The sequence below is a fragment of the Pseudomonas sp. LB3P25 genome, assembly GCF_054897985.1.
On record NZ_CM142711.1, the window covers coordinates 5,254,533 to 5,267,823 of the forward strand.

Annotated in this window: 8 protein-coding genes and 7 pseudogenes; 7 read left to right on the forward strand and 8 right to left on the reverse strand. The window is 52.5% G+C overall.

Features of this window, described 5'->3' with window-relative positions; all coding sequences use genetic code 11:
• Window position 1 precedes the first annotated feature (1 nt).
• The 3 genes and pseudogenes from tnpB (ACYZTW_RS24170) to ACYZTW_RS24180 all read right to left on the reverse strand — a co-directional run.
• On the reverse strand, window positions 2-229 hold the full coding sequence (tnpB, locus tag ACYZTW_RS24170) for an IS66 family insertion sequence element accessory protein TnpB (RefSeq protein WP_462002109.1): 228 nt from the start codon (window positions 227-229) through the stop codon (window positions 2-4).
• 241 nt (window positions 230-470) lie between these two features.
• Window positions 471-1,559, reverse strand: coding sequence for an acyltransferase family protein (locus tag ACYZTW_RS24175; RefSeq protein WP_462002110.1), 1,089 nt, complete (start codon window positions 1,557-1,559; stop codon window positions 471-473).
• Window positions 1,560-2,060: 501 nt separating this feature from the next.
• Window positions 2,061-2,238 (reverse strand): annotated as a pseudogene (locus ACYZTW_RS24180) (transposase domain-containing protein); the annotation flags it as partial.
• On the opposite strand from ACYZTW_RS24180, the pseudogene ACYZTW_RS24185 reads away from it, so the two are divergent.
• Window positions 2,232-2,426: pseudogene (locus tag ACYZTW_RS24185) on the forward strand (transposase domain-containing protein); the annotation flags it as partial. The pseudogenes ACYZTW_RS24180 and ACYZTW_RS24185 overlap by 7 nt on opposite strands.
• A gap of 41 nt (window positions 2,427-2,467) precedes the next feature.
• On the opposite strand, the gene tnpB (ACYZTW_RS24190) reads toward ACYZTW_RS24185, so the two are convergent.
• Window positions 2,468-2,752 carry an IS66 family insertion sequence element accessory protein TnpB gene (gene tnpB / locus ACYZTW_RS24190; RefSeq protein ID WP_462002111.1) on the reverse strand — a complete coding sequence of 95 codons (285 nt, stop codon included), beginning with the start codon at window positions 2,750-2,752 and terminating at the stop codon, window positions 2,468-2,470.
• A 243-nt stretch (window positions 2,753-2,995) separates the two neighbouring features.
• Between tnpB (ACYZTW_RS24190) and ACYZTW_RS24195 the strand changes: the two are divergent.
• From ACYZTW_RS24195 to ACYZTW_RS24205, 3 genes and pseudogenes are all read left to right on the forward strand, one after another.
• A pseudogene (locus ACYZTW_RS24195) lies at window positions 2,996-3,178 on the forward strand (IS30 family transposase); the annotation flags it as partial.
• A 92-nt stretch (window positions 3,179-3,270) separates the two neighbouring features.
• Window positions 3,271-6,990 carry a glycosyltransferase gene (locus ACYZTW_RS24200; RefSeq protein WP_462002112.1) on the forward strand — a complete coding sequence of 1,240 codons (3,720 nt, stop codon included), beginning with the start codon at window positions 3,271-3,273 and terminating at the stop codon, window positions 6,988-6,990.
• Between the two features lie 388 nt (window positions 6,991-7,378).
• Window positions 7,379-7,447 (forward strand): annotated as a pseudogene (locus ACYZTW_RS24205) (IS66 family insertion sequence element accessory protein TnpB); the annotation flags it as partial.
• Between the two features lie 3 nt (window positions 7,448-7,450).
• Here ACYZTW_RS24205 and ACYZTW_RS24210 read toward each other — a convergent pair.
• A pseudogene (locus tag ACYZTW_RS24210) lies at window positions 7,451-7,687 on the reverse strand (glycoside hydrolase family 19 protein); the annotation flags it as partial.
• Window positions 7,688-7,772: 85 nt separating this feature from the next.
• Here ACYZTW_RS24210 and tnpB (ACYZTW_RS24215) point away from each other — a divergent pair.
• The 3 genes and pseudogenes from tnpB (ACYZTW_RS24215) (at window position 7,773) to ACYZTW_RS24225 (ending at window position 9,924) form a co-directional block, all read left to right on the forward strand.
• Entirely contained in the window at window positions 7,773-8,132 is a 360-nt protein-coding gene (gene tnpB / locus ACYZTW_RS24215) for an IS66 family insertion sequence element accessory protein TnpB (RefSeq protein WP_004883347.1), read from the forward strand.
• Between the two features lie 18 nt (window positions 8,133-8,150).
• A pseudogene (gene tnpC, locus ACYZTW_RS24220) lies at window positions 8,151-9,594 on the forward strand (IS66 family transposase).
• Window positions 9,595-9,663: 69 nt separating this feature from the next.
• A complete protein-coding gene (locus ACYZTW_RS24225; protein ID WP_462002113.1) occupies window positions 9,664-9,924 on the forward strand; it encodes a DUF6429 family protein in 261 nt (86 codons plus the stop codon).
• A gap of 44 nt (window positions 9,925-9,968) precedes the next feature.
• Here the strand turns inward: ACYZTW_RS24225 and ACYZTW_RS24230 are convergent.
• The 3 genes and pseudogenes from ACYZTW_RS24230 to ACYZTW_RS24240 form a co-directional block, all read right to left on the reverse strand.
• Window positions 9,969-10,052, reverse strand: a pseudogene (locus ACYZTW_RS24230) (glycoside hydrolase family 19 protein); the annotation flags it as partial.
• Window positions 10,053-10,135: 83 nt separating this feature from the next.
• Complete coding sequence (ltrA, locus tag ACYZTW_RS24235) at window positions 10,136-11,557, reverse strand: group II intron reverse transcriptase/maturase (RefSeq protein WP_462001834.1); 1,422 nt, start codon at window positions 11,555-11,557, stop codon at window positions 10,136-10,138.
• 470 nt (window positions 11,558-12,027) lie between these two features.
• Window positions 12,028-13,173, reverse strand: a complete 1,146-nt coding sequence (locus ACYZTW_RS24240) for an acyltransferase family protein (protein WP_462002114.1) — start codon at window positions 13,171-13,173, stop codon at window positions 12,028-12,030.
• Between the last annotated feature and the right edge of the window lie 118 nt (window positions 13,174-13,291).

Here is a 13,291-nt window from a genome sequence, read left to right on the forward strand (position 1 = left end):
ATCACTCGGCCTCCAGGCGCTTGAGCCAAAGGCAAAAGCCGTTGCGCTCCCAGTACAAAATCTTCACGCGGTTACGGGACTTGTTGAGGAAGACAAAAAGCACGGGATCGAACACCGCCACTTTTATGTCCAGCTCGACCAGTACAGCGAGGCCATCAATGGATTTTCTGAAGTCCACGGGTTTGGGGTAGAGATGGACTTTTTCGACTTTGGCGTCGGGTCGCATCATGAGGTGCTGGCTCCGAAAAGAAATCGGAAGCACAGCATCGAGGATCAGTTAAGTGCTTTGAATGTGGGGTTCATGGAGCGCTTACGATTCTCCGGCCTGGCGAAGAAGCCGATCCATAAACCGGGCATTATGAAACCCTGGGGGGTTTTAGGATCGTCAGGCGTCTGCGCTGTCGCGGCAGACCCTGTAGCTCTTCATAGGTGACCTGAGTGACTGTTACATCATAAATACATACACTTGCTCAAGCCCCTGAATTGAGCTTCTCACCCACAACAGGATTGAACGCCGAATCTGCATCAACACCATTCGATACAGACCTGACTTTATTTTTTGGCTTGAATTTGAGAACCCTTTTCTCTATCAAATGCCAAGAGCCGTATCCCAAAAACAGAGTAATGACCACTGTAACAATAAGGTAGGTTGAATAGGCAATGCCGGGGAATTTGAGCAAAACAAACTGCTGAACCGGAAAAGCATAGATATAAACACCGTAAGAGCAGTCACCCACTTTATTAACCAAGCTTCCCAACCAACTTCTGGAAAGTCCATATGCCAAGACGACATACGGTAACGTAAGCCATAGCAGGGACTTCGAAATCGATGAATACGGTGCCAGAAGAAGGGTTATCATCACCATGACAGTTACGCCGGAGAGACTGAACCACCGTTCGAGCCCCCACTTCGCATAACATGCCCCAATCATGAAATAGATGCCTATCAACGGAATGTTTCTTACATCAGTATCGTAAACCACCAGCAAAGGCGCATCTCGCCAGCACCAAAAAACCACAATCAGCGCAAACAATGCTGTGGTAATTGTGTATACAAGACGACCGCCATTGAATAGAAGCCCAAGCGCCACGACTACCAAATACATGAAAAACTCGATAGGCAAACTCCATAGAGAACCATTGATCACATTGGCAACTCTGGCGTGCTCCAGCACGCCCGGCAAATAGAATACCGGACCTAAAATTATATTTTTTAAATACATAATAAATGCCAGATTTGAGAAATACTGCTTGACTGTCAAAGTGGAAAAAATGGGACCAAGCAGAAACGAAGTTACCACAACAACAACGATCAGGGCTGGAAATATTCGCAGCGATCGCTTAACTAAAAAACTAATGACCGAAGGATCAAAACTCCAACTTTTTGCAATCAAATAACCACTAATGATAAAAAATATCGCAATCCCGAGCCCGCCATAGGAATCAAGACCAATAAAGATCTCCGGGGAATTACCGTAAATATCGAATGAATGAGCATATAGCACCATCAGCGCGGCAACCAACCGTAACAAGTTCAAGTTATTATCCTTGTGCAGCATGTATTTACGCCCTGATTTTAATTAAAAGTTATAAGAAATTTCTATTCTTCCAACAGCTCATTGCCCGCGTAGGGCAATAGCCCGGCGCTTCGTCAGGCCGGAGCCGATGTCTTCGCTGCAGACCTGGATCACACGTATTCCCGTGCCGTCATTGGTGACGCTGTGAGGATCATACAACGCCACTTGGTCCTCTTGCAGCTCAATCAGCCTATGCACCGTCCAACTGCGAGCTGGAGCGCGCTGCTACTCTGAAGGCGCTTGTGCTGCTGCTCTGCCAAGACGTCGTTGCGATAAAGCGTGTCGGGGAGGTCAGGAGCGTAGGAGTTCCTGAGCCTTGGACCGCTCGTCGCCTGTCGTTTCGGATCCGGCAGGTCTCGGTATTGCGAGTTTCGAGGAGCTCACACTATCGTGGTGTAGGTCGCGCCCGGCGCTGCTGAGAGACGCCGTCGTTTATTCGTATGCAATCCACGAAGTACACCTACCGCCAGATGTGCTTCCCGTTTACCGTGACATGTCCGGCGAGCAGTTCCACGGCAACAACGTCTCGTAGTCGACCACCGTGCGCATGCGGCAGTTGCTCCAGTACGTGGCGCAGCCACGTATAGGGCTCCTGGCCGTTGACCTTGGCAGTTTCGACCAAGCTGTAGATCTGCGCACTGGCGGTGGCATCGTTGGCTGTTCAGCGATACGCCCAAAGGCGCGATGGCCAGCGCTCAACTTTACAGTTTGGTCGAGACGGCTAAAGCCAGCGGACAAGAGCCCTATGCGTGGCTGCGCCACGCATTGGAGCGTCTGCCACAAGCCTCGAGCGTAGAAGACTTCGAGGCCTTGCTGCCGTGGAACTGCACGCCGCAAATTCCAAGATAGCCATAGATCCCCACCTTTAAAATGTGGGGTTCATGGAGCGCTTACGATACGTTCAGCTCTTGTACGGTCAGCACGATCGCCTCATCAGTGACGTCGGGCGAGGTTTTGAACCGTTCAGACTCTAGGCGCTTAAGCCAAAGGCAGAAGCCGTTGCGCTCCCAATAAAGGATTTTCACTAGATTACGAGGGCGATTCAGAAAGACGAAAAGCACGGGGTCAAATACCGCGACGTTAATGTCCAACTCGACCAGCGCAGTCAGGCCGTCGATGGATTTTCTCAAGTCGACCGGCTTGGGGGACAGATACACTTTTTTTGACTTTGGCATCGAGTCGCATCATGGTGGGCGGGCTCCAGAAAAAATCGGGTGCACAGCATCCGAGATCAACTACGCGCTTTGAATGTGGGGTTTGTGGAGCGGTTACGATGGTCTTGCCTTTGATGCAGCGTTCGCTTGTGAAATGAGCGACTGAAGATTGAAAGATCATCAGGCTCAAAAGTGGGCAGACTTCCACCAGGCTTGCCATGACGAAGTAATCTGAACAATCGTTGCATTGAGAAAGCAGATGGTAATATCAACGCTCTAATCTACCGGTACCGGCCCAAAGGCACGCACTTATCGGTTCGCAACCGGGAGACACTGAACGCCATTGCCATGCAATCAACGAGGCGTCCACCAAAACGCTTCGACTTCAAATGCCCGCTCAAAGTCATGGGTGAGGTGATGCAAGACGTCATTGCCATGCAGCATAATGTCGCCTACATCCATTCAATGACCGTGTTGCACTCAGTTCCTGCATTCGCCCTGTTTACCAGCGCTGAATTTTTTCCAAGGACGATAGCCATTTGACTGCCAAGAAAATAATTATAGTTCTGAGCATGCACCGCAGCGGAACCATCACACTTGCGCGTGCACTCAGCACCATGGGCGTTGAGCTTGGTGACGCCCTCCATCCGATGGGTATGGATAATACGGCCAGTTTTTGGGAAGACAGAGACGTCATTGCTGTCAATAACAAGCTGTTAAGCCGGCTAGACTCTGCCTATGGCAGGGGCCGTGTGTTGGATGTCGATCTGAATGGCGACGCCGTCATCGATGAGATTTATCAGGAAGCCAAGGCTCTCATCACCGACAAAGCGCCTGACATCCCGATGTGGGACATGAAGGATCCGCTGATGCTGCAGCTATTGCCTTTCTGGCAGAAACTGCTGAAAGAACTCGAATTCGACATAAGCTATGTCATCGCATTACACAGCCCGTTGAATGGGCTGGAGCCTATGCTGCAAGCGGTTGCTGACACTACTTCCGAGAATCGATTGATCGTGGGTTACGATAACTTGCTGAACAATCCCCGTCAGGAACTTCTTCGCATTTCATCGGCGCTTGATCTGCCAGCGCCGACCGAAGATGAGATATCGAAATACATCAATGAGTTTCTAGACCCTGGCGTGCGTCACGCTCAGCACCTCGAAAGCGAACGGCTCAACGGCCAGATTGAACCAAAAATACTTGCCGATGCCAACCTGGAAAGTATTTCTTTAAAAGCGCAGATCGAAGCGCTAATGACCGAGACTGAAGCGGCGCACCGCGCCACAATATCCAACAGTATCTTACCGCCGAAGACGATTATGAAAAATAACGAACAAGTAGTTCAAGACCAATCAGTTATCGTTAAACTTTCCGATGAAAACACCCGCCTCAAATCTGAACTGGCGGATCTAAGTTCCCAGCACAAAAAACTGGAAATAAATCTGGAAGAATGGAAATCCTCTGAAGCCCGTTTCGCGAGTTATCTCGGAAAACTGGAAGACTCTTTAGCAGAGTACGAAGTGGCGGCCGAAGCTGACTTGCAAAAGTATCGCTCTCTTGAAGAGCAGACACAACGCGAAATCGGGCTGAAACAAGAGCATATTCAAACACTGTCCAACTCGTGGGAACGCTTCTTTAACTCACGACTCTGGCGCCTGATCAGTTTACCAGACATTAAAAAAAGGCTCCCGTCGATTATTCTTCCCAATGGAGAAGCTTTTGACGAAAACTACTACCTCGAAACTTATCCCGATGTTAAAGCGACCGGCATCCCAGCAGTCGTACACTATCTGTGCCATGGTATCCAAGAAGGCCGCCTAGGTTCTTCAAAATCGATACCGCATGCCCCTCGCACCTTCTCAGACGAAAAGCCGGTTCTCGCTGGCGGACTGCTCTATGAACCGACGGAGCCCTTCAACGCCGATTTCTACCGGGCCATGTATCCAGTTCTCGCCTCGCTCGCTGATCCGGAACGACACTTTTTGGATCACGGGCAGGCCGAAGGCCTGCTTGGCCGTATTCCGTCTATCACTTTGAGTCACCCCATCGAATCGCTGCCTGTTGACAAGCCCACCATTCTGCTAATCAGTCATGAAGCTTCGAGAACTGGCGCCCCTATTCTTAGCCTGAATATCGTCCAGCAACTCACCGCGCAATTCAATGTAGTGACACTGCTGCTGGGTGGCGGTCCGCTGGTAAAGTCTTTTATCGACGCTGGAGCGATAGTTGCCGGCCCCGTAGATCTTTACCATAAAGAGACATTCGCCGATTGGGTAATAGGCAAGTTCCTCGACGCACATTCATTTCAATTTGCGATTGCGAATAGTTTGGGATCCTATATAGCACTCAAGCCCTTGGCTGATCGCTATATCCCGACAATCAGTTTAATCCACGAGTTCGCTGTATATATTCGACCGCGCACGGCCATCCAAAATGCATTGCTGTGGGCAAGTCAAACAGTTTTTTCTGCCGATATTACACTCGACAGCGCAATACAGGTACTGCCAGAACTAAGTTCGTGTCAACTTCCTGTGTTGGCGCAAGGCAAAAGCATTGTCCCTGGTGAGGCGCATGATCCGGCTCATATCGAAGCAGAGAAGGCGATGTTGCAGAAGATTATGCGCCCAGATGGACCTGAAGATGACACGATCGTTATATTAGGGGCCGGCTGGGTACAAATTCGCAAGGGTGTAGACCTGTTTATCGAGTGCGCGACCCGCGTACTCAATTCACCTATAGGTCACAAGTGCCGTTTTGTCTGGATCGGTAATAACTACAATCCAGAGCAGGATACTCAGTACTCTCTTTACCTTCAGGATCAGATCCAGCGTGCCGGAATCTCGGAGCGATTCAAGATCATTTCTGAAACAGCCGCCATTGAGCATGTCTACGCCCTGAGCGACATGATGCTGTTGACCGCCCGTTTGGACCCATTGCCCAACGTTGCCATTGACGCCATGGTACGGGGCCTGCCGGTTCTATGTTTCGACAAGACAACGGGTATTGCAGACATTCTTAAGCGCAATGGCCTCCAGGAAGAGTGCGTCGCGCCTTATCTAGACACCCATAACATAGCCGACAAAATCATTCGACTGGCCTCGTCGAAAGAAGCCCGGGATAAGGTTGGAGAACAGGCCCGAGATCTCGCTACACGCGAATTCAATATGTCCCGTTACGTCAAACAATTACTCACCCTTACAGAGGGCAATGCAGCCCTGTCCCGTCAGGAGCAAGTTGACGCAGCCACGATACAACAAGCCGGGGTTGTTGATTTAGACTACTACCCACCGGCAAGTGTGCAGCTTTCAGGGGCTACTGAAGCCATTCGTCGATACGTACGCTCGTGGACGCGCGGCGTGTTGCGACGCAAGTTATTCCCGGGCTTTGATCCCCTCGTTTACCAGGATATGAATGCCTCGGTGATCGGAGCTCAGGATCCATTGGCGCACTTTCTGAGTGCCGGCCGCCCCGAGGGACCATGGAACTGGAAGAACCTTCCGTGGAAAGATCATTCCACCACATCCACCGATAGCAAGTCGCTGATATTTATCAGCCTGCGCTCTGCCGACTCTATCGAGCAAATCGTCAAGCTTCTCGTGAAAAAGTCAGCCCAGATTGATGTCGTCATTCTTGTTCCGGACGAGCTGGCCGCCCTTACCATCAATCAATGCCTTCAGAAAGAGCAATACTCTGTACTGAGTATACTGGTGAGTGAAGATCAGCCATTACTTGCGATCCTCAAACACCTGGCGAGCGTTCCTTACCTGGATTACACAGCGATCGCGCATATCAACCTGAGCACCGACCCGATCGACATCGATTTCAGCGACCGGGAAACCTATCAGCAGTACCTGATCGAAAACATGATAGGCGGCAAGTATGATGCATTGGGGATCATCGCGGGTCGTCTGAGCGGCGATTCAGCCGATACCGCTCTGGGGCTGGTTTTCCCGGAAGACCCTAACATTCATGACGCTACCGACGACGCGGTCATCATTTCAAGCCTTTGTCAGTCTCTTGGATTCGACGCGCCCGCGTCACAACACCTTCCGTACCCGGTGAATGGATCATTCTGGGGGGCACCAACAATTTTGAGCACGTTGCTCGCTAATGCCGACGGTTGGAAGTCGACGTTAAAGAACCTGAAGCTTACCCCAGCTGAGCAGGAACGGATTCTTGCCCGTCTGTTGGTTCAAGCCTGCCGCAACGATGGCAAACACATCGCCACCACCGTGGTTCCGGGCAACACCTATTAACACAAGTGCAGGGCACCGCTAAAAACAAAGTAAATGCTCCATAAACCCACCTTCCAAGAAGCAGGGTTTATGGAGCGGCTACGCTCCGAGGAGCGGGCACTGGGAAGTGCTGAATCGCCCCGTATTTCCTTGCCCCCCCCAACTCATTGCATAATACTTTTCAAATTCTACCGATGACATCTGATTGTTGTGCGCTTACTGACAATGTCGGACGTAAGCGCTCCGTGAATTGGAACCCGTCGCGAACCTCAGTGTTGCCCTGGTCCTTGCGGCGTTCATAGCCCGCCTGAGCCGGAGTAGGGTAAGCGCTCCATGAACCCCACATTCAAAGTGCTTAGCTGATCCCGAGTGCTGTGCTCCCGATTCCCTCAGGAGCCAGCCCGCCATGATGCGACCCGATGCCAAAGTCGAAAAAGTCTATCTCTACCCCAAACCCGTGGACTTTCGAAAATCCATTGATGGCCTGGCCGCGCTGGTCGAACAATCCACGGCCACGAAATTTGGCCCCGTCCCCGTCAGCATCAGGCGTATTGCCCAACCGCTTGGCCAGCGTCCCGGTGTCGTACTTGCTCAGGTACTGGTCGCCGCCGAGTTCGCGCACATACCGGAACTGGCCCGACTCATGACCCACCTGGGCAATGAAGGCCGCCATCCGCAGGCGAGTGTTGATTTGGAACCGATCCATGGCCAGATTAAGCGTAAGTGCTCCATGAACCCCACATTCAAAGCACTCAATTGATCCCGGATGCTGTGCTCCCGATTCCCTCAGGAGCCAGCCCGCCATGATGAGACCCGACGCCAAAGTCGAAAAAGTCTATCTCTACCCCAAGCCTGTCGACTTTCGAAAATCCATTGATGGCCTGGCCGCACTAGTCGAGTTGGATATCAAAGTCGCGGTATTCGACCCCGTGCTTTTCGTTTTCCTCAACAAACCGCGCAACCGCGTGAAGATTTTGTATTGGGAGCGCAACGGCTTCTGCCTCTGGCTCAAGCGCCTCGAATCCGAGCGCTTCAAAACATCGCCCGATGCCACTGACGAGGCGATTGTTCTGACCGTGCAGGAACTGAACTGGCTACTGGATGGTTTTGATCTTTGGCGCAACCGCCCTCATCAGGTTTTGACACCGCGATTCGTGGCCTGATTCGGTATAATCCAGGGCATGATTTCCATGCCCGAAAACCTCCCCCGATGATCCTGAATTGCTCAAGCAGATGCTTGCGAAGATGCAGTCCAGAGTCGGTTTTCTCGAAGAAGAAAACGCACTGCTGCGTCAGCGCCTGTTCGGACGTAAGTCCGAGCAAACGGCTGATCCGGCAACACCGCAGTTGGCCCTGTTCAATGAGGCGGAAAGCGTCGTAGCGGCCATCGATGAAGCCGCTGAAGAGGAAGTTGTTGCGCCGCCCCCGCGGCGTGGCAAGCGCAAACCGCTGCCGGCCGATCTCCCTCGCATCGAAGTCATCCACGAACTGTCCGAGTATGAACTGACCTGTGCCTGCGGCTGCCGCAAACACGCCATCGGCGAGGAGGTCAGCGAGCAGCTTGAAATCGTGCCGATGCAAATCCGCGTGATCAAACACATTCGTAAGGTCTACGCCTGCCGTGCCTGTGAAACAGCACCGGTCACTGCGGACAAGCCCGCTCAACTGATTGAAAAAAGCATGGCCAGCCCAAGCGTGCTGGCGATGCTGCTGACCACCAAATACGTGGACGGTTTGCCGCTTCACCGTTTCGAAAAAGTACTGAGCCGCCATGGCATCGATATCCCGCGCCAGACCTTGGCCCGCTGGGTTATCCACTGCGATGAAACCCGGGTACAGGTGTTGAAAGAGCCTGATCGGGAGCCAAGCAGTCAGTCTTGGATGTGGGTGCAAACCGGTGGCCCGCCCGACAAACCGGTGATCCTTTTCGACTACTCAACCAGCCGAGCGCAGGAGGTTCCGACGCACCTGCTTGATGGCTATCGCGGTTACGTGATGACCGATGATTACGCCGGTTACAACGCGCTGGGCGCGCAGGACGGAGTTGAACGTCTAGGTTGCTGGGCGCATGCACGGCGCAAATTTGTCGAAGCGCAAAAAGTGCAACCCAAAGGCAAGACGGGCCGTGCCGACATCGCGCTGAACCTGATCAACAAGCTTTATGGCATAGAACGCAACCTAAAGGCCGACAACGACGGCGAGCGTAAAGCCGGTCGTCACGAGCACAGCCTGCCGGTGTTGGCCCAGCCAAAAAGCTGGATGGAAAAGACGCAGCCACAGGTGACAGCTCAAAACGCCCTAGGCAAAGCCATCAGCTACCTGGCGAGCAACTGGAACAAACTTGAGCGGTACGTCGAGGAAGGCTACTTGCCAATCGACAACAACCCTGCCGAAAGAGCCATCAGGCCCTTCGTGATCGGAAGAAAGAACTGGTTGTTCAGCGACACGCCCAAAGGTGCGACGGCTAGTGCCCAACTTTACAGCCTGGTCGAGACCGCCAAAGCCAATGGCCAGGAGCCCTATGCGTGGCTGCGCCACGCACTTGAGCGCCTGCCGACGGCTTTTTCGATTGAGGATTACGAAGCTTTACTGCCCTGGAACTGCTCGCCGGTATCGCGTAGTTAAACGCGCTATCCATCTTGATGGCTGGTGGGGTTTACGGTGAGCTTAAAGAATACGAGCGGAGCAACGATCATGGAATACGACGATAAACTGATTGAAGAAGCTGTGCTGGCCCTATTGGCAACCTTCAGTTTTGATAACGGCAATGCTTGGAAAGGGTTCGACTTCGAGACCATGAACCGATTGCATGAACATGGTTTCATCAGTAATCCGGTGAACAAGAACAAATCGATTTGGTTGACGGCTGAAGGGTTGGAGCGAGGTCGGCAGATAGCCGACCGGTTGTTTGGGGTAAGAACTCAAGTGGAGCATGTATCCGACTCGAATGCCTGACTTCATACCACGGCCATACGGCAGGTGGGGTTTATGGATCGCATACGATTAAGCGCAGACGCAAAAACGCCGGCTCGTTTTCCGGCGTTCGGGAGGATCCGCAGCAGCTGCTGCGCGGTGATGGGCATACTTTTCTCCGGATCGAGTAGGAGGCGGATTTACATCCGCCGTCCTCTCACACCACCGTACGTACGGATCCGTATACGGCGGTTCAAGCTATGCGGCTAAGCCGGTTTATCGTATCCAGTATCGAGACCAACCCAAGTTGATCCCATAGCTTCTTCGGCAGCGCCTGATTCATATGAGATGCTCCCGAGCTCCACCATGGGCCTCGGCCATTGAAGGCTGATTTGCAGGCGCGAGCTTCGCTAAGCCCCAGGCGCATCAAGTTACGTGCCCTCGTTGAGGGCCGCTTCCATTGACGCCAGACGACGCAGCGAAGTTTGCGCCGCACCCAGCCGTCAATTTCCTCAAGTGGCCGTTTGCTCTGACTGAGCTTGAAGTAGCCTGCCCACCCGCGCAGCACAGGGTTTATCCGTTCGATGACATTCGCCATCTTGTGGCCCCGCGCCCCGCGCAGCAGGTCTCTTAACCGGTCGTGCAAGCGACCCAGACTCATCGTCGCCACTCTCAGCCTCGGTTGCTGATGCCAGTTCATCCCATAACCCAGATAGTCGCAGACCCAAGGCCGTGCTACGTGGCTCTTTTCCCGGTTCAGCGTCAGTTTCAGGCGCTGATTCAGGAAACGCTCAACACCGGTCATCACCCGCGTGCCAGCTCGCTGACTGCGCACATAGATGTTCGCGTCGTCGGCATAACGCACGAAGCGATGGCCTCGCCGTTCCAGTTCGCGGTCGAGTTCGTTGAGCAAGATGTTCGACAGCAACGGCGAGAGCGGGCCGCCTTGCGGCGTCCCTTCCTGCCGTCGGCTGACGAGTCCGCCCGACATCGTTCCCGCTTCGAGGTAACGACGGATCAGCGTGAGCACACGCTTGTCTTCGATTTGACGCGCCACGTAGGCCATCAGGACATCGTGGTTGACCCGATCAAAGAACTTCTCGAGATCAAGTTCCACGCACCAGCGGTGACCCGCTGCCACGTGGCCGCGAGCGGTTTCGATGGCTTGGTGAGCGCTTCTACCCGGACGAAAGCCGTAGCTGTAGTCCGAGAACAGAGGATCGAAGATTGGCGTGAGCTGTTGCAGCAGTGCCTGTTGGATCAAGCGATCCACGACGCTGGGAATACCCAGTTGCCGTGTTCCGCCTTTGGGTTTGGGGATGTCAACGGCGCGTACACCCTGCGGGTGATACTCGCCGGCCAGCAACCTCACCTTGAGGGTCGGCCAATACTGTTTCACGTAGTCCGCCAAGTCGTCGACCGTCATGCCATCGGCACCTGGTGCGCCCTTGTTGCTGACCACACGTTGATACGCACGCCTAAGGTTGGCCGGCGCAAGCACCCGCTCCATCAGCGTGTCCGGCTCCGCGTTCGTCCACGTCACAGACGCCGCCGATACCTGTGCGCTGTCAGCCGTCATCCTCGGATACTGTCCGGGACTCGGAGTAACAGTCTTCTCTTGGAGAAATTTCTGCATTTCGGTATTCAACGAGACTTTGACGCCTACTGGCGGCATAACTTGTTCGGCCCTTGGTGACGGGGTTATTCGCCATTTACTACGGCCTCGGCTGACTTCTGCACGTTCATCCCGTCGCCTCTCGACGCTCGGTAGCACTGTGGCAAACGTGCAGATCTCCCAGGGTAATTCGCGCGACCTTCCTGCTTATGCCTGTCGGATCTACGTCGCAGCGTCCCGTGCAAGTATTGGGCTTTAGGGAAACACGCCCCTTTACCCCGCTGCGCCGCCTCTATCCGCTTGCTGTTCGTCAGGCCAGCATTTTGCCTCGGGCTTCCTTCAGATTCGCGGTCACCCGCGACACCCTTGCCTCTGGCTAACACTTCCCCTTGCCGGGTGTGTAGAGGACTTTCACCTCCAAGTCACCAGCGAGGCCACCACAGCCAAGCTGGTTGCGCTTGCGCGCAACGCGCCATGCCTGGCGCACGCGTAAAAAAACCCGCCGGAGCGGGTTTGTTTTAATTATTCGATCAGGTTAATGCAGTTGAATTTTGACTCTCTTTCTTGCGACTCAGCTTAGAAAACATATTCTTTAGTTGAGCTTGGGCTGGCAACTCAACAAATCGCCAGATGCCATATGACAATACAAGGATAACAGTTACAAGCAAAGGAAATATCGCTTCCTTGGGTAGAGACTCAAACATAGGGACATGCTCACCATAGAACCTGAACACAAGCTGATGAATCAGATACATGGAAAAACTTATTTCACCTAAAACCACAAACAGTCGCTGCCTTAGGATTTTGGATATCAACCCTTTGTTTATGGCAAAACACACCACTACCAAACCAAAAAACAATCCTAGGACGCAGTGCAACCAGAATTCATCGGAAGCATTATTCTGAATACCAATGAGCGAATGCGAAGCCTCAACGATACCCCGCGCCAAAAATATAACACCCGCTACGCATAAAACCTCAAGCGCGGTACACAGAGCAAACCCGAATTTCTCCCACCCCTTAATATAGTCAAACACCTTAAATAGCAGCATCCCCATGAAAAACTCTTGAATCCTGAATAGCGGACTAATATATGCCAAACCGTGCGCGGAGAACTCAGTCCATTTATCTGGAGAATAATAATTTACACCGGACAGGTCGATAATATAAGCGGACACCCCGCCCAGCAAAAGAAAAGCCACCAATTTGAAGTGCCAATTTTTATTCAGGCCTGACAATAGCAACGGAAACGCAGCATAGAAGAACATCTCTGCAGAGATGCTCCAGGAGACGCTATTAAACGAGAAATAGTACGCCGGCACAGGAACAATAGATTGGAGAAGGGATACATTGAGCAATGCTACCAGCCACACCTCATGTGCGCTAATCATCCAATCATAAGCAGGAAAAAACACCAGAACCAAGACAAACGTAAAAATATGCGGAGGCCATATTCTTGCAAATCGCGAAGTATAAAACTTATAAAGACCGATAGACTCTATTTTTCCTGAGTATACATAGCTAAGTATGAATCCTGATAAAACAAAGAAAAAACTCACTCCAGTATAAAGCGGAACCCCCTTCATGAAATCGCTTGGAAAAACTTGCCCTGCTGCGTGATGCAATACGATGGCGAACGCTGCGAAAAAACGGAGCGAAGTCAGGCTGTCGATCATGCCCTTACTGTCCATGAAAGCTAATATCCTGGCGATAACTTGTTGGGGGCCGGAATGCTACCTTATCTTCACTCGATCCGTCTCGCTAGTATCTGAGGTTCAGTCTGCCGGGGCTATC

Bases quoted from the DNA above. Each gene is read 5' to 3' on its own strand.
- tnpB (WP_462002109.1), bottom strand. From the start codon at position 229: ATGATGCGACCCGACGCCAAAGTCGAAAAAGTCCATCTCTACCCCAAA.
- ACYZTW_RS24175 (WP_462002110.1), bottom strand. From the start codon at position 1,559: ATGCTGCACAAGGATAATAACTTGAACTTGTTACGGTTGGTTGCCGCG.
- ACYZTW_RS24225 (WP_462002113.1), top strand. From the start codon at position 9,664: ATGGAATACGACGATAAACTGATTGAAGAAGCTGTGCTGGCCCTATTG.
- ACYZTW_RS24240 (WP_462002114.1), bottom strand. From the start codon at position 13,173: ATGATCGACAGCCTGACTTCGCTCCGTTTTTTCGCAGCGTTCGCCATC.
- tnpB (WP_462002111.1), bottom strand. From the start codon at position 2,752: ATGCCAAAGTCAAAAAAAGTGTATCTGTCCCCCAAGCCGGTCGACTTG.
- ltrA (WP_462001834.1), bottom strand. From the start codon at position 11,557: ATGCCGCCAGTAGGCGTCAAAGTCTCGTTGAATACCGAAATGCAGAAA.
- tnpB (WP_004883347.1), top strand. From the start codon at position 7,773: ATGATGAGACCCGACGCCAAAGTCGAAAAAGTCTATCTCTACCCCAAG.